Here is a 17,962-nt window from a genome sequence, read left to right as displayed (position 1 = left end):
ATCCGAAACCAATCAACAGGTTTCGGATTTTTACACATCAGCAGGATCGGTCAATGGATCCTTAACTGATCGGCATTACGCCTGATGGCGCCGGATTTTTTTATACGTTCTGGCGGTAAACCCGCTCGGGATGAGCCGCAGGCATTACTGGTAGAGACCCAGATTCTCTTTGGCGTAGGCTTCGAAATCGGTGCAGCCACCGATGTGCTGCTCGTCCAGGAAGATCTGCGGCACGGTATTGACCGGCTTGCCGGCGCTCTTGGCCAGATCTTCTTTGGTGATCCCTTCGGCATGGATATCCACGTAGCGGAATTTGAAGTCATCGCGCTGCTCGGTCAGCTGCTCGGCGATCTGTACGGCACGGACACAGTAGGGGCAACCCGGGCGACCAAAAATCACTGCAAACATATTTTCTCTCCGTTCTTTAAGCCGTTTTGGTATGGCCGTTGATATGAGGCAGGCAACAGCATAGCCCTGCCTCGTGGCGACTTGAAGCCGAAATTATCGATACCGTGATTCGAGTGGGCCTATTACGGCATCACTGCGGCTCGGCAATCTGGATCGGTTGCTGCTGATAGATGCTCTCCAGCACCCCCTTCTCGAATACGGTCCAGGGCCAGGGTGCCTTGCTGGCACGGTAGCGCTCATGGGTGGCCGGGTCTTGCGACAGGCCGCGCTGGAACATCACGAACGCCTTGCGCTGGCCGCCTGCGGTATCGATAAAGCCCACCAGATTGGAGGTGCCGGTGATGGTGCCGGTCTTGGCGTGGACCTTGTTCTTCATCATGGGGGCGGTGACGCTGCGACGCCACGCCAGAGTGCCATCCACCTGGGAGCTTGGCAGCAGCTTGATCAGGCCAAGCTCGGCATCGTTTTTCTGGATGAAGTTGAGCACCGACAGCATCTGACGGGCGCTGATGAGATTGTGAGCGGAGAGGCCGGAGCCGTCGGCCAGGGTGGCGTTACCCAGATCGATACCGTTCTTGGTCAGGATGGCGCGCACCGCCATGGTGCCGCTGCGATAGCTGCCCGGCTTGTTGTAGTAGTGACGCCCCACGGTTTTGAGGAAGGTATCGGCATAGAGGTTGTCCGATTTCTTCAGCATCTTGGCCAGCATCACCGGCAGGGAGACCGAGTAGTGGGTGCCCAGTGTCTCGGCGCCGACCGGTGACTTGTGGGTGACTCGCAGCAGGCCATCATGTTTGATGCCCGCCCGGTTCATCGCCCAGCGGATATTGTCCCAGCCCCAGGCTTCCACGTCGTGGATGGCAAAGCGCAGCCCCTGTGGCTCCTTGTTCGGGGTGATGCAGCCCTTGAGCTCGTAGAAGTTACCCTTGGCCATGTCCACTTCCAGCGCGCAGAACTGGCGCGCCATGTCGCCGTAGCTCATCACTTCCACGTTATCGGCGCCGATGCCGATGGGCACGCCGGTAGCCACGTTGCCCACTGCCGGTTTGCCGATCTGGGTGGCGGTGATGGTGCCGTAGGCGCAGTTTTTGTCGATGATGACCGACGAGACCGGTGCGGCGAAGCAGAGGGTCTGATCCCCCCACGACCAGCCGTTACCGCGCTCGTAGCCGTTGTAGGCGCCGGTGTTGACGTAGACATTGCCCTTGATGCTGCTGACGCCGAGCTGTTTGAACAGGGCCAGCAGGTCCATGCGGGAGAGGGTGGGGTCGCCGACGAAGTTGATCCAGATATCGCCGTTGATGGTGTCACCCTGTTTGGCGCCGGGCTGGGCCTGAATGTCGGTGGCAAAGCGGAAGTCGGCACCCAGCTCAAGGCGGGCTGCCAGGGCGGTGAGCACCTTCATGGTGGAGGCGGGGGCGATCATCTGATCGGCATGGCGGGCGAACTCCACGCCGTTATTGCCCTGCACTATGATGGCGTACTGGCCACCCTGAGGGGGCGTCAGCGGGGCGGCCTGAGCCGCCAGAGAAAAGAGAGCACAAAAACCAATCAACAGCCGCTGCATAACATCCTCTAACGTGACGAAGGGGCCCGGCAGTGGTGCCGACCCTGATAATTCAACTCTGTTTCACCCGCCGATGCAGGATCGGCCGTGGCAAAGCAATTCATGCCGGTCGCCAGTGGCCATCACGCCATCGAGTTGGCGGTGCGATAGCGACCCTCATAATCAAAAATCTTCTCTTTTATCTGCCAGAAGCGACCCGATTTGCGGGCGATGACAAAATCCGGATGACGGAACTGACGCTCGCACGCCAGCACGTTCGCCAGGGTGGTGAATTCGGGCTTCAGCCCCGGGGCGGGCCAATGATGACGCACAAAGTGCTGTTGAAACAAGCGCCGTGCGCCCTCGGAGTGAAATCCGAAGTACTCATTGAGGGTGAGACCATCCTCATCGTGATAGATCACCTCCAGCCGCTCCCCCTGTTTGCCGCGCCCTGCGGTGAGGGTCAGCCCCGCGCAGCGGATCACCATGCAATCCTTGAGATTGAGCGCCTCTTTAAGCTTGTCGTCCGGATCCACCAGCAGCTGATCGCAGCTCTGGCAGCGGCGGGCGGCAATGTCGTTCTCTGCGCCGCAGCCGGGGCAGATCTTGGCGCGAAAGCGGTAGTCACACTCCTCGCGGTTACCCTCGTCATCTTCAAACAGCCCCTGACAGCGGCGGCCGTAGTGCTCAATCACCTTGCCATCCTCGTCGGTCTTGCCCCAGAAGGTGTTGGCAAAGCCGCAGGCGGGGCAGGGCACCTGTACCGGTTCGGTACCGGCGTGGGGGCGGGGTTCCCCCACTTCGGGGGCGAACAGGTTGAAGTTGTTGCCCGCATAGTCGAGCACCAGACAATCCTCCTTGCCGGGCGAGAGGCGCAGGCCCCGACCGACAATCTGCTGATAGAGCGACACCGACTCGGTGGGGCGCAGCATCACGATAAGATCGACATGGGGGGCATCGAAGCCGGTGGTGAGCACCGCCACGTTGACCAGAAACTTGATCTCCCGTGCCTTGAAGGCGCTGATAAGGGCATCGCGTTCCGGCCCCGGGGTCTCGCCAGTGATAAGGGCTGCACTCTGGGATTGGGCCTGCAACAGCCCCTGAATTTCCCGGGCGTGCTCGACGGTGGCGGCGAAGATCATCACCCCCTGCCGGTCGGCGGCATACTCCAGCACCTGACTCAGGATATGAGGGGTAACCCGCTGCTGGCGCTTGAGCTCGCCGTTAAGATCCGCCTCGCTGAACAGGCCGTTCTCCCGAGCCACCAGCTTGCTGAAGTCGTAGTGGACGATGGGGGCATCCACCATGCGCGGCGGCGTCAGGTAGCCGTTTTTCACCATGAAGCGCAGGGGCAGCTCGAACACGCAGTCGCCAAACAGCCGCTCGCCGTGGCTCTTGACCATGCCGTGGTAGTGGCGTCGGTAGATCCAGCCCAGCCCGAGCCGATAGGGGGTGGCGGTGAGACCTAGGATCTTGAGGGCGGGATTGGCTGCCTTGAGATGCTCGATCACCTGATGGTACTGGCTGTCGTCATCGAGCGAGACCCGGTGGCACTCGTCGATGATCAGCAGCGAGAAGGCGCCGTCGAAGGCCGCCAGATTGCGGGCGACCGATTGCACCGAGCCGAACACCACCTGAGCGCTCGCCTCCTTGCGATCCAGCCCTGCGGCGAAGATGTCGGCCTTGAGCCCCCACGCCTCGTATTTGGCGTGGTTCTGCTCCACCAGCTCCTTGACGTGGGCCAGCACCAGCACCCGACCGCGTGCCTTGCGGGCCAGTTCGGCGATCACCAGACTCTTGCCCGCACCGGTGGGCAGCACCACCACGGCGGGGTCCGGGTGTTTGCGAAAGTGGCTGATCACGGCGTTGACTGCGTCGGTTTGATAGGGTCTGAGAACGAACATGAGGGTGTGGCGTTTGGGCATGGTGTGGCGCCATTATAGGGATCTTGCCGCCACAAAAACAGCGGGCCGGCATGATGCCGGCCCGCTGGGAGGTAGGGTGCTGATTAATGGAACGGGAAGATGTAGTTCATCCAGCTTGCCATGCGCAGCAACACTTTCCGCATGATGGAGACATGGTGGAAGTAGTGGGTATAGATAGCAGCCTGACCACTGGCACCGGCGATCACCTGATACTTGGGCCACTCGGGGTCAGTGATGGAGATGATCACAGGCAGACGGCCCGGACGCACCGCAGTAGTCTGATCCAGCAGACCGGCGTTGGCTTGCACGTTACCGGCGGCAATGGCCGGGATCACTGCAGTCACCTTGCCCTTGAAGATCTTGCCGGGGATGCCATCGATCACCACTTCGGCCTCGTCGCCAATCGCCAGACGCTGCATGCTGTTTTGCCAGAACCAGCCGACATAGGCGGTCTCATCCTTGTGGATGAAGGTCATCACCGGGCGGTACATGAAGGGGGTGGCGATCATGCCGGGGCGCAGGGCCAGCTGCACTACATGGCCATCGCTCGGGGCATAGACCACGGTTTGGGCCAGCTGATACTTGGCTTCCAGCAGCTGAGCTTGCAGATCGTTCAGGGTGGCTTTCTGCTGGTCAATCTGGGCCACGATATCGTCTACGTTGGCCTGGCTGACATCCAGATCACGCTGTTTGCCGACACCACGTTGCATCAGCTCTTTGGCGCGATCCCGATCCAGCTTGGCGGAGCGCAGCCGCGCTTCGATGGATTTGAGGTGTTCGCGGTTGGATTCGACCCGTGCGGCGAGGCTGTCTGCCTTCAGGCGGAACGGCTCATCATCAAGGCGAAACAGCACATCCCCTTTTTTCACCAGCTGGTTGGGCTTCACCGGGACTTCAACGACCCGGCCCTTGACCAGCGGCACAATCGGGGTGGATATGTAGTAATTGCGCGCCATCTCCGAGTAGGGATGGTTGTAGTTCATCAGTATGATCAGGGCGCCGATGATGATGATGCCACCCAGTGCGGCAGTGGGAACCGTCCACTTGTTGAGCGGGATACGGAAGATTTTGAATACGGCCACACACAGTGCCGTATAGGTCAGGATCAGTAGCAGGTCCATGGTTTATCCCTGTTGCTCACTCTGTTCGATAGTGTTGATACGGCTCTTCAGATCGGCCAGCTCCTGCTTGAGGGCGGCCAGATCGTCTTCATCTTTTTCCAGCCGCTGGCTAAAGCCCCAGCCGCGATCCGGCCGATAGAGGGTTGCCCAGATCCAGAGGAAGGGCCACAGCACATGCAGGGTAAACAGGCTGACCCAACCCGCGACATGAATGGCATCCTGATGAGGGTGATTCCGGTGTTTGGCAATATCGTAGGGAATATCGTGGATCACGATGATCCCATAAAAAATGACCAGCCCGACAAAGACGAGCAGGCCAAGAGCAAAATAATCAAGGGCCATTTATAACCTCCACTGGCATGACGCGCAGCTTAATCATGGGTTCCAACAAGCACTAAAGCAATTAAGAATCACATATTTATCGTTATTTCGCACGGAATCTTAAGCGCTTTCGCTGTATTGAAGCTGAAGCCATCACAGAGTTTTGTTATTACTTTATTTGTCATTTAAAAAGGCGCCATAAGGCGCCTTTTTATGCTGTTTTTTGCAGCATTTTTTGCCGTATTACCCTTCACTGGCACGGCTGACCAGCGGCTGGCGGAATTTCACCAGGAAGGCAACGGTAATCACTGCAGTGGCTGCCAGACCGATGATGGTGGAGATCCCCATCTCCAGCCCGAACCCGATGGGGGCGTTGGCCAGATAGGTGAACACCACGGCGGTCATGAACATGGCAGGGATGGTGCAGACCCAGTGCAGCTTGCCTTCTTTGATGAGGAAGGCGGCTGCGGCCCACAGCATGATGACGGCGGTGGTCTGGTTGGCCCAGCCGAAGTAGCGCCAGATCACCCCGAACTCGGCCTTGGAGATGATGAAACCAAGGATGAACATGGGAATGGCGATCAGCAGACGCTTGGCCAGCGGCTTCTGGGTCATCTTCAGGAAGTCCGCCACGATCAGGCGCGCACTGCGAAACGCGGTGTCACCAGAGGTGATGGGCAGGATCACCACGCCGAGGATGGCCAGAATACCGCCCACGGTGCCGAGCAGGCTGGTGGAAACTTCGTGTACCACGGCGGCCGGGCCGCCGTTGGCCATGGTGGCGTTGAGTGCTTCGGTGCTGTCGTAGAAGGAGAGACCCAGGGTGCACCAGATGAGGGCGATGATCCCTTCACCGATCATTGCACCGTAGAAAATGAAGCGGCCGGATTTCTCGTTTTGCATGCAGCGCGCCATCAGTGGTGACTGGGTGGCGTGGAAGCCCGATACCGCGCCACAGGCGATGGTGATGAACAGCAGCGGCCAGAGCGGCAGTTCGGTCGGGTGCAGGTTGGAGAAGTCCATCCCGGTGTTGTAGAAGCCTTTGCCGGAGGCAATCAGACCGATGATGAGGCCGACCGACATGAACACCAGCAGGGCGCCGAAGATGGGATAGAAGCGGCCAATGATCTTGTCGATGGGGACTATGGTCGCGAGGATGTAGTAGGCAAAGATCGCCACGATCCAGTAGACCAGATCGGTGGAGGTGAGGTTGGCGAGCAGCCCTGCCGGGCTCAGCACGAACACCACGCCCACCAGCATCAGCAGCACCACGGCAAACAGGTTCATGAAGTGCTTGGCGGCGGTGCCCAGATGCTCACCGACCACGGTCGGCACCGAGGCGCCCTTGGCGCGCACCGACAGCATGCCGGAGAAGTAGTCATGTACCGCACCGGCGAAGATGCAGCCAAAGACGATCCAGAGCATGGCGACCGGACCGTAGAGGGCTCCGAGGATCGGGCCGAAGATGGGGCCGACGCCGGCGATGTTGAGCAGTTGCACCAGATAGACTTTCTTGTCCGACATGGGGACATAGTCCACCCCGTCAGCCATGGTGATGGCGGGGGTTTTTAGCTCGGGCTTTGGGCCAAATATCCGTTCGATGAACTTGCCATATATGAAGTAGCCGGCCACAAGCAAGCCGACACAGAGGAAGAACCAGATCATTGTTACGCTCCTGCATTGTTATTTTTTAGTGTGCAGAGCGAGTCTAAAACGGTTGCTCCTGTCTGGCAGGTGAAACCACCCGAGCGGCGTTTTGGCGCGCCGAGCGGTCGGCAGCTGTGATCAGGCGCACACTCTTGGCTCAGTCCAGCCCCAGTTGATCTTTCAGCTCCTTGAGATAGCGGCGGCTGACCGGCACCCGGGCGCCGCTTGGGGTAACGATCTCCGCCAGCTGGTTATCCAGCAGCCGGATCTCGAAGATGGCGTTGGGGGAGACCAGATACTGGCGGTGGCAGCGCAGCAGCGGGCTCTTCTCCTCGAGGGATTTGAGGGTGAGCTGGGTGTGGAACAGCTCACCCTGACAGGCCACATGGACGCCACCGAGATCGGAGAAGGCATACTCCACCTGTGCGATGGGCAGCAACCTGACCCGATTGTGCAGATAGCCCGGAATGTGTTCGATGGTGGGGGCGAGCCGCTCGACCGGCTGCGGGGAGATATCCTGCTTGAGGCGGGCGATGGTCTTGGCGAGGCGCGCGGGCTCCACCGGTTTGAGGAGGTAGTCGAAGGCGTTCTCTTCGAAGGCCTGGATGGCGTACTCGTCAAAGGCGGTGACAAAGACGATGCGGGGCAGGGGGTCGAGCATGGCCACCAGTTCCATACCGCTCAGCTTGGGCATCTGGATATCGAGGAACACCACGTCGGGCTTGAGCCGTTGAATAAGCGGGAGCGCCTCGATGGCGTTGGCCGCTTCCCCCACTATCTCGATGGCGGGATCGCAGGCAAGGTGCTGTTTCAGCTCCTCACGGGCGTAGAGTTCGTCATCGACAATCAGGGTGCGGATCATGGTTGCTCCTTGGGGATGGTGAACGAGACCCGGGTCCACTGCTCCGGCTCGCACGCAATGGTCACGCCGTAGCGTTCGCCAAAGGCACTCTTCAATCGCCTGTCGACGATGGTCATGCCAAGACCGTCGCCAGCAGGGCGCGCTTGCCAGGCACCGGCGTTGTCTTCTACATGGATGGTGACGCTGGCTGGCTGTTCCTCGGTCCAGAGGCGAATGCGCCCCTGCTCCAGCAGGGTCGAGATGCCGTGCTTGATGGCATTCTCGATCAGCGGTTGCAGGGTGAAGCTGGGTAGCTGCAGGTTGGCAAGATGGCTCGGGATCTCGTTTATCACCGTCAGCCGATCGCCAAAGCGAGCCAGCTCGATCTCCAGATAGGATTGGCAGTGCTCCTGCTCCTCCTGCAGGGTGGCAAGGCCGCTTTGGCGCTTGAGGTTCTTGCGAAAAAAGAGCGACAGATGCAGCAGCAGATCCCGCGCCTTGTCCGGATCGCGCCGGGTGATGGCACTGATGGTGTTGAGGGTGTTGAACAGAAAATGGGGGTTGATCTGGGCCTGGATAAGTTTCAACTCGGACTGCACCAGCAGCCGCTGATGCTGCTCCAGCCGACCGGCCAGCAACTGCTGTGACAGCAGGTTGGCAATCCCTTCCCCCAGGGTGTGGTTGATCTTGAGAAACAGCCGCTTCTTCGGCTCGTAGAGCTTGATGGTGCCGATCACCCCCTTGTCTCCCTGCAGCGGGATCACCAGCACCGAGCCCAACTGGCAAGCGGGAGAGAGGCTGCAGCGATAGGGCTGGCTGTTGCCATCGGCAAACAGCACCTTGTTGTGGGCGATGGCCTTCATGGTGATGGCCGATGCAATGGGGGTGCCCGGCAGATGGTGATCTTCCCCGGTGCCGATAAAGGCGAGGATCTTCTCGGTGTCCGTGATGGCGACAGCCCCTACGCCAGTCTCCTCCTGAATGATGCGGGCAATCTTGCTGCTCGCCTCTGGCGTAAAGCCCTGACTCATGATCCCCACGGTGCGGTTGGCGATATTGAGCGCCTTGGCGGAGAAGACCCGGGAGAACTTCTCATACATCCGCTGCTGGTCGCGGATCATGCTGATAAAGAGCGCCGCGCCGCAGGAGTTGGCCAGGATCATCGGGGTGGCGATGGTGCGCACCAGCAGCAGGGATTTGTCGAACGGGGTCGCCACCAGCAGGATGATCACCATCTGCAGGATCTCGGCGTAGAGGGTGGTGAAGAAGGCGATGCGCGGTTCAAACAGGGCGTCCGTTCGTCCCGAGCGCATCAGCCGCCAGTGCACAATGCCCCCGAGCAACCCCTCGCAGGTGGTGGAGATGGCGCAGGCGAGATCGGTGAATCCCCCCAGCGTATAGCGGTGCAGACCGCCGGTCAGCCCCACCAGAAAGCCCACCAGCGGGCCCCCCAGCAGCCCGCCCAGCACGGCGCCGACCGCCCGGGTGTTGGCGATGGCATCGTCGATATCGAGGCCCACATAGGTGCCGAGGATACAAAAGCTGGAAAAGATGATGTATATCAGTATCTTGTGAGGTAGCCTCACCGAATAGTTGGCAAGCGGGCGCAGCAGCGGGCTCTTCGAGAAGAGATAGGCGATCACTAGGCTGACGCTCATCTGTTGCAGCAAGGAGAGGACCAACTGCATAAAAAACGCCCCCCATAAGCCAGCCGAAAAAATAGCCAGCCCGTGAATAAGTGTGATCAGGATCTTGTTCTGTTGGCCCACGTGGCCGCAATCGGCGGTCAGTTTGCCAGAACAAGTGAATAAAACCATATTAAATCAGCACGTTAAATTGATATTTGTGTAAGCGACAGCAGGTTGGTATTGATGGATGGAGCATGAATGTATCCGCTGGATACGCCACACGGAGGTGGCATGCTCCACCCGGCCCCTTGGCTGGGCGTTTTTTATACATGGTCAGATGGCAACCTTCTGATGGGGGTTCGAGCAATTATTCCGGTTTGTCCAATGAGTTATCCCCAGCTTCTGGGGATAACTCAGAAGGCAAAGTAGTAGCAGAAGCGGCGAGTCAGGTTGAAGAACTGTCGTTGTCCTTCATCCAGCTCTTCCTGTTTGATAAAGGCGGTGATGGTGCGCTCGTCTTCCCGCAGATCGATCATGGCGACCGCTTCGGGCCGCTGCGCCTTGATATAGGGCAGGATCTTCGGTTTGAGGGGCATGGTGGGCTCGGTGGAGAGCACCAGCGCGATGCTCTCGTCCGAGAGTTTCACCAGTGATCCTGGCGGATAGACCCCCAGCACCTTGACCAGCAACTTGACCAGATTCTGGTCGAACTTCTTCTGGGATAACTTGTAGAGCTGGCTGATGGCCTGACTCGGCGCCGCCGGGTTGCCGCTGTTGCGGGGATGGAGCAGCTCGTCGTAGAAGTCGACCAGTCCGATCAGCCGGGCCAGTGGCGGGATCTCCCCACCCTTGATCCCGAGCGGATAGCCGCTGCCATCGAGTCGCTCGTGGTGAAGGTGGGCGACCTGACGAATTTTCGGCTCAAAGGCGTTGAGCTGGGTCAGCATCTCCAGCCCGTACTGGGGATGCATATTGAGGAAGTTCTGCTCGGCCTTGCTGAGATCGCCGCGTTTCTGGGTGATCTGACTCGGGATTTTCAGCTCGCCGATGTCGTGGATAAGTCCCGCAAGCCCGGCCTCCTCCAGCTCGATGGGGTTCATCCCCAGCTCGCGCGCCATCAGCATGGCGATAAAGGCCACGTTGAGACTGTGCTGCAGCAGGATATCGGTGTGGGGGCTGCGAATAAGGTGCAGTCCGAGGGGGCCCTCGTGCTGACTGAGAGTGAAGGCGGCATTGCGAACGATCTGGGCGGTGTTGGCCAGCCCTTCATCAGGTTTGAGATTGAGCGCCCCGAGCGCATCGCGTAGCTCGCTCATGGACTGGCCAAAGGCTTTGTCGGCGGCGCGCATGGAGCGGCGAAAGGCTTTCTCATCAAAAGGGGGCGGGCCCGAGGCAATCAGCTCTTCCAGCTCGTCAAGATCGGGCCCTGCATCGGGAATATCACCGCGCAGCAGCGGCTCGATGGGCAGATCGCTCTTGTCGGGGTCGACCATCAGCAGGGTGAGATCAAGGTGACGGATAATATCGAGCTGCTGCTGATCCTTGATCTTGAAGGTATTGAACATAAAAGGGTGGTTAGTCCATCCGGTGGGGAGATGGATATAGTGGCCTACTCTCAACTGCTCTATGGAAGCCTGGATCAGTGCCATCGGTTAACCTGCATTTCTGGAATGCCTACTCAACAAGCTAGCAAAATCCGATGGATAGACAACTAAAAATCCATTTTGGGGGCAGCGCGCACCTCGCGCTGTGATGGGGCGCACGAGCCCCCTGCTTTTCCTCTTAATTCGCTCTTAAGTTTTACTTCCTACGCTGGCCCCGTTGTTTTTGTTGGCTTGACCGGCCCCTGCGCAGCGGGCCGATATGTAGGAGTTGTTTATGCGTGTGACCCTCGGTGTACTGCAGACCAATCTGTTGCTGGTGCTCTTTTTTGCACTGGTGCTGAACTGGCCGATCTTTTTGCATTTCTATACGGCGCTCAGTGGCTTGTCTCATGTCAAAGTCGGGTTTGCCATCTCGATCCCGCTGGTGCTGATCGCGGCGCTCAATGCCGTATTTATTCCCTTCACGTTCCGTTTTTTGCTCAAGCCCTTTTTTACCCTGTTGCTTCTGAGCGGCTCCATCGTCAGCTACGCCATGCTCAAATACGGCGTCATCTTCGATGCCGGTATGATGCAGAACATAATCGAAACCAACCGCGGCGAGGCGGGAGCCTATTTGAATGGCTCGGTGGCACTCTGGTTTCTGCTGACCGGGCTGCTGCCTGTTCTGGTGCTCTGGTCACTGCGGATCCGCTATCCGGCTCGCTGGTATCAGGGGCTGGCGTTGCGGGTCGGTGCGCTGGCTATCTCCCTGCTGTTTATCGGGGGCGTCGCGGCACTTTACTATCAGGATTACGCCTCGGTCGGTCGCAACAACAAGTCGCTGGCCAAGGAAATTGTGCCCGCCAACTATGTGCACGGCCTCTACAAATATGGACGGGATGTGCTGTTTGCCACCCCGATCCCCTATCAGCACCTGGGGACCGATGCCAGGGTGGTGGCCCGGGGGAAAAAGCCGACCTTGATGTTTCTGGTGGTGGGGGAGACGGCGCGCAGCCAGAACTACTCCCTGAACGGGTATGGCAAGGCGACCAACAGCTTTACGGCCAAAGAGCAGGGGGTGGTGTCGTTCAAAGATGTGCGCTCCTGTGGCACGGCCACTGCGGTGTCGGTGCCCTGCATGTTCTCCAACCTCACGCGGCGCGGCTACGATGACCAGCTTGCCAGCTCCCGTGACGGCCTGCTCGATGTGCTGCAGCATGCCGGGGTATCTGTGCTGTGGAAAGAGAACGATGGCGGCTGCAAAGGGGTGTGCCGCAATGTGCCCACCATCGAGATCCTCCCCAAATCCTATCCGGCGCTCTGTCAGGGAGAGTCCTGCTATGACGAGGTGCTGCTGGAGGGACTGGATCAGCAGATTGCCGGGATGACGGGCCAGCAGGGCAACAAGCTGGTGGCCTTTCACCTGATGGGCAGCCATGGCCCGACCTATTTTCGCCGTTATCCCGCCAGCGAACGCGCCTTTATGCCAGACTGCCCGCGCAGCGACATTGAAAACTGTAGTAACGAAGAGCTGGTCAACACCTATGACAACACCATCCGTTACACCGACAAGGTGGTGGGGCGGCTGATCGACAAGCTCAAGTCGTTGGAGAGTCAGTACGATGTGGGACTGGTCTATCTCTCCGATCACGGCGAATCCCTCGGTGCCATGGGGCTCTATCTGCACGGCACTCCCTACAAGTTTGCGCCGGATGATCAGACCCGGGTGCCGCTGCTGACCTGGTTCTCGCCCCAGTTACAGGCCGATCGCCAGCTGGATATGGGCTGTCTGGCGGCGGAGGCGGGCAGCCAGCGCTTCTCCCACGACAACCTGTTTCACTCCATGCTGGGGATCATGGATGTGCAGACCCGTGTTTACGACAACAAGCTGGATCTGTTCAAGCCGTGTCGGGCAGGCTAAATCTCCAACGAGCACATAATAAAAAACGGCAGCCAGTGGCTGCCGTTTTGTTGTCTCGCAAGGCAGTGCCTTACTTCTGCTCCATGATGATCTGCAGCAGATCCCCTTCCAGCAGGGCGCGCTTGACCAGTGCAAAGCCGCCATAGGTCGGCTGGTTCTGGAAGCGGGCCTTCACGATGGGCAGGCCACGGTGGAAGCTCGGCAAGGATTGATGCTCGACGCAGCGACGGATGGCCGGGAAGAGGATCTCTTCGGCGGCGGTGATTTCGCCGGCGATCAGCACCTTCTGCGGGTTGAACAGGTTGACCGTGATGGCCACGGCTCGTCCCAGATGCTCACCCACGTTTTCGATCACGCTGCGGGCCAGTTCATCGCCCGCCAGCGCCGCCTTGCACACCTCCTGAATGGTGATGTGCTTCTCCTGCAGCGCGCTCTGGTGGCCGCGACTGATGAGCTCCTTCACCTTGTCGATGATCGCTTCGTTGGAGGCGATGGTCTCGAGGCAGCCGAAGTTGCCACAGTGGCAGCGCTTGCCGAGCGGCTCGACCTGAATATGGCCGATCTCGCCGACGTTGCGGTTCTGACCGAGGAACACCTGACCCTTGGTGATGATCCCGGAGCCGGTGCCCTGGTGGACACTCACCAGAATGGAGTCCATGCAGTCGCGGGACTCGCCGAAGAAGTGTTCGGCCAGTGCCAGCGAGCGGGTGTCGTTACCCACGTAGCAGGGGAGGTTGAAGTGGTTCTCCAACAGCTTCGCCAGCCCCAGATTGCGGATCTGGTACTTGGGGGTGTAGATGACCATACCGGATTCCGGGTTGACCAGACCCGGCATGGTCAGCGCGATGCTGATCAGGTTGCGGCTGCGTTCGCGGTTGGCATCGATAAAGGCGCCAATCTCCCGTAGCAGCATGTCGACCACGGGTTGCTGGTCGATCTCGGTCACCTGAGTGACGTGCTGGTCGAGCTCCTTGCCATCGAGGTCATAGAGACTCAGTTGCAGGTAGCCACGGCCCAGCTTGGCAGAGACAAACTGAAAGCGTTGTTTGATGGTGGTCAACGAGATGGCTCGCCGCCCGCCGGTAGAGGCTTGCGGTGAGGTCTCCTTGATCAGGCCATGCTCGATCAGTTGCCGGGTTATCTTGGTCACGCTGGCCGGGGCCAGCTGACTCAACTCGGCAATCTTGACCCGGGAGATGGGGCCTTGCAGGTCAATGAGCCGATATACGGCGGCACTGTTCACCTGCTTGATAAGATCTACGTTTGCTATTTGTCCGCCAGTCATGATGTCACTGTTGTGTGTAGTGTCCGTTAACCACGGTCCCACGGACCGTGAAGTCCTGATCGAAGACAGTGAGGTTGGCTACTTTACCGACCTGGATACTACCGAGACGTGAGTCCCATCCAATGGCGCGAGCGGGGTAGAGGCTGGCCATTCTCAGTGCTTCATCGAGCGGTAATCCGACCTGCTTGACCAGATTTTCCACCCCCTCAATCATGGTGAGGGAGGAACCGCCGAGTGTACCATTCTCGTCGACACACTGACCATCGCGTAAAAAGACGGTGGTGCCACAAAAATCAAATTTCTCAAAGCCTTCCGGCGCGCCGGCTGCCGCGGTTGCGTCGGTGACCAGCACCAGTCGTTCCCCCAGCACCTTGTGTGCCAGTCGCACGTTGGCCCAGTGCACGTGGTGACCATCGACGATGATGCCCGCATAGACATCCTTGCGATCATAGATGGCACCCACCACGCCCGGCTCGCGACCGTTGAGGGTCGGGGTCATGGCGTTGTAGAGGTGGGTCGCAAAGCGGATCCCGTTATCGAACCCGGCCATCGCCTGATCGTAACTGGCGGCAGTGTGACCGGCCGAGACCAGAATGCCCGCGTCCACCAGACGGCGGATATGGGCCGGCTCGTTGCGCTCCGGAGCCAGGGTGATCTTGGTGATGGCATCCGCGTTGGCGCAGAAGAAATCGATCATCTCGTCTGCTGGCTGGCGAATTTGCGCGGCAGGGTGGATCCCTTTGCGCTTGAGGTTGGTGTAGGGCCCTTCCAGATGGACGCCCAGCACCTCGTTGGGGTTGGCCGCCATGTAGTCGCGGGTGACCGCAACGGCTTGCTTCATGTCGGCATCCGGACTGGTGATCAGGGTCGGCAGGAAGCTGGTGGTACCGGATTTGAGGTTGGCGGCCTGCATGGTTGCCAGGGTCTCGGTGGTGATGTCGGTGTTGAACATCACCCCGCCACAGCCGTTGAGCTGCACGTCGATAAAACCGGCGGTCAGGTTGGCGCCCTTGAGGTCAATCTGCTCGATGCCCGCTGGCAGCTCGGCCAGGTGAGAGATGGCGACAATCTTGTCGCCCTCGACAAGCACCCCGTAGCCGGTCAGCACGCAGCTGCCGGTGTAGAGGGTGCAGTTGGTCAATGCGTACATGACGACTCCTTACAGACGGCCGATGTTGGCGGCTTCCAGCTGCTGGAAGTAGCGGACGGTCTTGACCTTGAGCTCCATGGTGGAGGGCTCGTCGCACACCATCATTCCCTTCGGATGCAGTTGCAGGGTGGAGATGGTCCACATGTGGTTGACGCTGCCTTCCACTGCTGCCTGCAGGGCCAGTGCCTTGCTGTGACCGGTCACCAGGATCATGATCTCTTCGGCATCCATCAGGGTGCCGACACCCACGGTCAGGGCCAGCTTGGGCACCTGCTCCATGTCGCCGCCAAAGAAGCGGGAGTTGGCGATGCGGGTATCTTCGGTCAGGGTCTTGACCCGGGTGCGGGAGGAGAGGGAAGAGGCCGGCTCGTTGAATGCGATGTGACCATCGTTACCCACGCCACCCATGAACAGGTGGATCTTGCCGTAGGACTTGATCTTCTCTTCGTAGCGCTTGCACTCGGCCACCAGATCGTCGGCATTGCCGTTGAGGATGTTGATGTTCTCGGGGCGAATGTCGATGTGACAGAAGAAGTTGTTGTGCATGAAGCTGTGGTAGCTCTCCGGGTGATCTTCCGGCAGGCCGACGTACTCGTCCATGTTGAAGGTGACCACGTTCTGGAAGCTCACTTCACCGGCTTTGTGCAACTCGATCAGGCGCTTGTAGGTGTTGAGTGGAGTACCACCGGTCGGCAGACCCAGTACGAAGGGGCGATCCGCCGTCGGCTTGAACGCGTTGATGCGGTCAACGATGTAACGGGCAGACCAGAGGCCTACTTGGCTGGCAGATTTCAACGGGATCAGGCGCATGATGGATACCTCTGTTTCGGGTTGCGACCGGGTTGGCGGTGGCAATTGGCTAAGACGGATTCAAGTTGTTTTATAGCGTAAATAAAGATTGCGAACTAAGCCACATCTATCCACCACCTTTATCTTGTTTGGGTGATAAAGATCACGATTATCGGTTTATTAATTTGCGCAGCGAAATAAAAGCCCTAGACTGCCAATCAAGCCTTGATGGCTTATGCGTCAAACGTGATAAGCACTTAATTTCTAGAAAAACATTAACTAAGGAGAGGAACCGTGAACATTCTCGGTTATTTGCAAAAGATCGGCCGTGCCCTGATGGTGCCGGTAGCGGTATTGCCTGCCGCAGCGATCCTGATGGGGGTTGGCTACTGGATTGACCCGAATGGTTGGGGTGGTGACAGCGCGCTGGCTGCCTTCCTGATTAAGGCGGGTGCAGCCATTATCGATAACATGTCCGTACTGTTCGCAGTCGGTGTCGCTTACGGTATGTCCAAGGATAAAGACGGTTCTGCTGCCCTGGCAGGTCTGGTCGGCTTCCTGGTTGTTACCACCCTGCTGAGCCCGGGTGCTGTGGCCCAGATCAAGAGCATCCCGGTGGATCAGGTTCCTGCCGCGTTTGCCAAGATCAGCAACCAGTTCGTCGGTATCCTGTGTGGTGTTATCGCCGCTGAGCTGTACAACCGCTTCAGCAGCGTCGAGCTGCACAAGGCACTCTCCTTCTTCTCAGGTCGTCGTTTGGTACCGATCGTAACCTCCGTTGTGATGATCGTTGTCTCCTTCATCCTGATGGCAGTATGGCCGGCAATCTACGGTGGTCTGGTCTCCTTCGGTGAATCCATCGTGAGCCTGGGTTCCACTGGCGCCGGTATCTACGCCTTCTTCAACCGTCTGCTGATCCCGATTGGTCTGCACCACGCCCTGAACTCCGTGTTCTGGTTCAACGTGGCCGGTATCAACGACATCCCGAACTTCCTGGGTGGTCAGGCTACCATCGATGCCGCGCTGGCCGCTGGCAAGAGCCTGGATCAGGTGAAAGGCGTGGTCGGTATGTACCAGGCTGGCTTCTTCCCCATCATGATGTTCGGTCTGCCGGGTGCCGCTCTGGCCATCTACCACTCCGCCAAGAAAGAGAACAAAGAGAAAGTTGCTTCCATCATGATCGCAGCTGCCTTTGCCTCCTTCTTCACTGGTGTAACCGAGCCGCTCGAGTTCTCCTTCATGTTCGTGGCGCCGGTACTGTATGTCATCCACGCCGTACTGACCGGTATCTCCGTGTTCATCGCTGCCTCCATGCACTGGATGGCTGGTTTCGGCTTCAGTGCCGGCCTGGTGGATATGGTGCTCTCCAGCCGTAACCCGCTGGCGACCAACTGGTACATGCTGATTGCTCAGGGTCTGGTGTTCTTCGGCCTCTACTACGTGGTGTTCCGCGCAGTGATTGCCAAGCTGAACCTGAAAACCCCGGGTCGTGAGGAAGATGAGGACACAGCTCCGGCTGTCGCCCAATCTACCAACCGTACCGAGCTGGCCAAGCAATACCTGGAAGTGCTGGGTGGTCAAGAAAACCTGGTCTCCATCGATGCCTGCATCACCCGTCTGCGTCTGACTCTGAAAGACCGCAGCGTCGTCGATGAGCGCAAGCTGAAAGCCCTGGGTGCGGCCGGTGTGGTCAAACTCGGTGAGCAGAACCTGCAGGTGATTCTGGGCCCCTTGGCCGAAATCATCGCCGGTGAGATGAAAGCCCTGCGTTAATCGAGCACTCGCTCACCTCAAGTC

14 protein-coding genes are annotated in these 17,962 nt (G+C 59.0%); 2 read left to right on the top strand and 12 right to left on the bottom strand.

Annotated elements, in window-relative coordinates; genetic code table 11:
* Window positions 1-144 precede the first annotated feature (144 nt).
* The 9 genes from BSP75_RS02680 to BSP75_RS02640 all read right to left on the bottom strand — a co-directional run bounded on the left by BSP75_RS02680 (window position 145) and on the right by BSP75_RS02640 (window position 11,086).
* The gene (locus tag BSP75_RS02680; protein ID WP_005359380.1) at window positions 145-408 is read right to left on the bottom strand and encodes a GrxA family glutaredoxin; all 264 of its coding nucleotides are present in this window, start codon (window positions 406-408) and stop codon (window positions 145-147) included.
* Window positions 409-538: 130 nt separating this feature from the next.
* Window positions 539-1,975 (bottom strand): D-alanyl-D-alanine carboxypeptidase/D-alanyl-D-alanine-endopeptidase, encoded by a 1,437-nt coding sequence (gene dacB / locus BSP75_RS02675; RefSeq protein ID WP_075112118.1) that lies wholly within the window; start codon window positions 1,973-1,975, stop codon window positions 539-541.
* Between the two features lie 122 nt (window positions 1,976-2,097).
* A complete protein-coding gene (locus tag BSP75_RS02670) occupies window positions 2,098-3,858 on the bottom strand; it encodes a DEAD/DEAH box helicase (RefSeq protein ID WP_075112125.1) in 1,761 nt (586 codons plus the stop codon).
* Window positions 3,859-3,962: 104 nt separating this feature from the next.
* A complete protein-coding gene (locus BSP75_RS02665) occupies window positions 3,963-5,000 on the bottom strand; it encodes an HlyD family secretion protein (protein WP_075112117.1) in 1,038 nt (345 codons plus the stop codon).
* Between the two features lie 3 nt (window positions 5,001-5,003).
* Entirely contained in the window at window positions 5,004-5,342 is a 339-nt protein-coding gene (locus tag BSP75_RS02660) for a DUF3302 domain-containing protein (RefSeq protein ID WP_058053676.1), read from the bottom strand.
* A gap of 222 nt (window positions 5,343-5,564) precedes the next feature.
* Window positions 5,565-6,986, bottom strand: a complete 1,422-nt coding sequence (locus BSP75_RS02655) for a carbon starvation protein A (RefSeq protein ID WP_058053677.1) — start codon at window positions 6,984-6,986, stop codon at window positions 5,565-5,567.
* A gap of 139 nt (window positions 6,987-7,125) precedes the next feature.
* Window positions 7,126-7,830 carry a two-component system response regulator BtsR gene (gene btsR, locus BSP75_RS02650; RefSeq protein ID WP_075112116.1) on the bottom strand — a complete coding sequence of 235 codons (705 nt, stop codon included), beginning with the start codon at window positions 7,828-7,830 and terminating at the stop codon, window positions 7,126-7,128.
* On the bottom strand, window positions 7,827-9,497 hold the full coding sequence (locus tag BSP75_RS02645; protein ID WP_075112115.1) for a sensor histidine kinase: 1,671 nt from the start codon (window positions 9,495-9,497) through the stop codon (window positions 7,827-7,829). The genes btsR and BSP75_RS02645 overlap by 4 nt, the downstream gene beginning before the upstream one ends.
* A 353-nt stretch (window positions 9,498-9,850) precedes the next feature.
* Complete coding sequence (locus tag BSP75_RS02640; RefSeq protein ID WP_075112114.1) at window positions 9,851-11,086, bottom strand: HD-GYP domain-containing protein; 1,236 nt, start codon at window positions 11,084-11,086, stop codon at window positions 9,851-9,853.
* Window positions 11,087-11,315: 229 nt separating this feature from the next.
* On the opposite strand from BSP75_RS02640, the gene BSP75_RS02635 reads away from it, so the two are divergent.
* Complete coding sequence (locus BSP75_RS02635; protein WP_075112113.1) at window positions 11,316-12,941, top strand: phosphoethanolamine--lipid A transferase; 1,626 nt, start codon at window positions 11,316-11,318, stop codon at window positions 12,939-12,941.
* 70 nt (window positions 12,942-13,011) lie between these two features.
* On the opposite strand, the gene BSP75_RS02630 is transcribed toward BSP75_RS02635, so the two are convergent.
* The 3 genes from BSP75_RS02630 to nagB are packed head-to-tail and all read right to left on the bottom strand — an operon-like array spanning window position 13,012 to window position 16,186.
* Complete coding sequence (locus tag BSP75_RS02630) at window positions 13,012-14,226, bottom strand: ROK family protein (protein ID WP_042657089.1); 1,215 nt, start codon at window positions 14,224-14,226, stop codon at window positions 13,012-13,014.
* A gap of 4 nt (window positions 14,227-14,230) precedes the next feature.
* Window positions 14,231-15,376, bottom strand: a complete 1,146-nt coding sequence (gene nagA, locus BSP75_RS02625) for an N-acetylglucosamine-6-phosphate deacetylase (RefSeq protein WP_042657090.1) — start codon at window positions 15,374-15,376, stop codon at window positions 14,231-14,233.
* Window positions 15,377-15,385: 9 nt separating this feature from the next.
* The gene (nagB, locus tag BSP75_RS02620; RefSeq protein WP_042057494.1) at window positions 15,386-16,186 is read right to left on the bottom strand and encodes a glucosamine-6-phosphate deaminase; all 801 of its coding nucleotides are present in this window, start codon (window positions 16,184-16,186) and stop codon (window positions 15,386-15,388) included.
* Between the two features lie 273 nt (window positions 16,187-16,459).
* On the opposite strand from nagB, the gene nagE reads away from it, so the two are divergent.
* A complete protein-coding gene (gene nagE / locus BSP75_RS02615) occupies window positions 16,460-17,938 on the top strand; it encodes an N-acetylglucosamine-specific PTS transporter subunit IIBC (protein WP_058053683.1) in 1,479 nt (492 codons plus the stop codon).
* Window positions 17,939-17,962: the final 24 nt, after the last annotated feature.

Source organism: Aeromonas sp. YN13HZO-058, from assembly GCF_001921245.1.
GTDB classification, from domain to species: domain Bacteria; phylum Pseudomonadota; class Gammaproteobacteria; order Enterobacterales; family Aeromonadaceae; genus Aeromonas; species Aeromonas allosaccharophila.
Note: the sequence above shows the minus strand (reverse complement) of the source record. Positions and strands in the feature narration are given on the sequence as shown.

What these genes read in the sequence shown, in the direction of transcription:
- BSP75_RS02680 (WP_005359380.1), bottom strand. Translation starts at nt 408, where the DNA reads ATGTTTGCAGTGATTTTTGGTCGCCCGGGTTGCCCCTACTGTGTCCGT.
- dacB (WP_075112118.1), bottom strand. Translation starts at nt 1,975, where the DNA reads ATGCAGCGGCTGTTGATTGGTTTTTGTGCTCTCTTTTCTCTGGCGGCT.
- BSP75_RS02670 (WP_075112125.1), bottom strand. Translation starts at nt 3,858, where the DNA reads ATGTTCGTTCTCAGACCCTATCAAACCGACGCAGTCAACGCCGTGATC.
- BSP75_RS02665 (WP_075112117.1), bottom strand. Translation starts at nt 5,000, where the DNA reads ATGGACCTGCTACTGATCCTGACCTATACGGCACTGTGTGTGGCCGTA.
- BSP75_RS02660 (WP_058053676.1), bottom strand. Translation starts at nt 5,342, where the DNA reads ATGGCCCTTGATTATTTTGCTCTTGGCCTGCTCGTCTTTGTCGGGCTG.
- BSP75_RS02655 (WP_058053677.1), bottom strand. Translation starts at nt 6,986, where the DNA reads ATGATCTGGTTCTTCCTCTGTGTCGGCTTGCTTGTGGCCGGCTACTTC.
- btsR (WP_075112116.1), bottom strand. Translation starts at nt 7,830, where the DNA reads ATGATCCGCACCCTGATTGTCGATGACGAACTCTACGCCCGTGAGGAG.
- BSP75_RS02645 (WP_075112115.1), bottom strand. Translation starts at nt 9,497, where the DNA reads ATGCAGTTGGTCCTCTCCTTGCTGCAACAGATGAGCGTCAGCCTAGTG.
- BSP75_RS02640 (WP_075112114.1), bottom strand. Translation starts at nt 11,086, where the DNA reads ATGGCACTGATCCAGGCTTCCATAGAGCAGTTGAGAGTAGGCCACTAT.
- BSP75_RS02635 (WP_075112113.1), top strand. Translation starts at nt 11,316, where the DNA reads ATGCGTGTGACCCTCGGTGTACTGCAGACCAATCTGTTGCTGGTGCTC.
- BSP75_RS02630 (WP_042657089.1), bottom strand. Translation starts at nt 14,226, where the DNA reads ATGACTGGCGGACAAATAGCAAACGTAGATCTTATCAAGCAGGTGAAC.
- nagA (WP_042657090.1), bottom strand. Translation starts at nt 15,376, where the DNA reads ATGTACGCATTGACCAACTGCACCCTCTACACCGGCAGCTGCGTGCTG.
- nagB (WP_042057494.1), bottom strand. Translation starts at nt 16,186, where the DNA reads ATGCGCCTGATCCCGTTGAAATCTGCCAGCCAAGTAGGCCTCTGGTCT.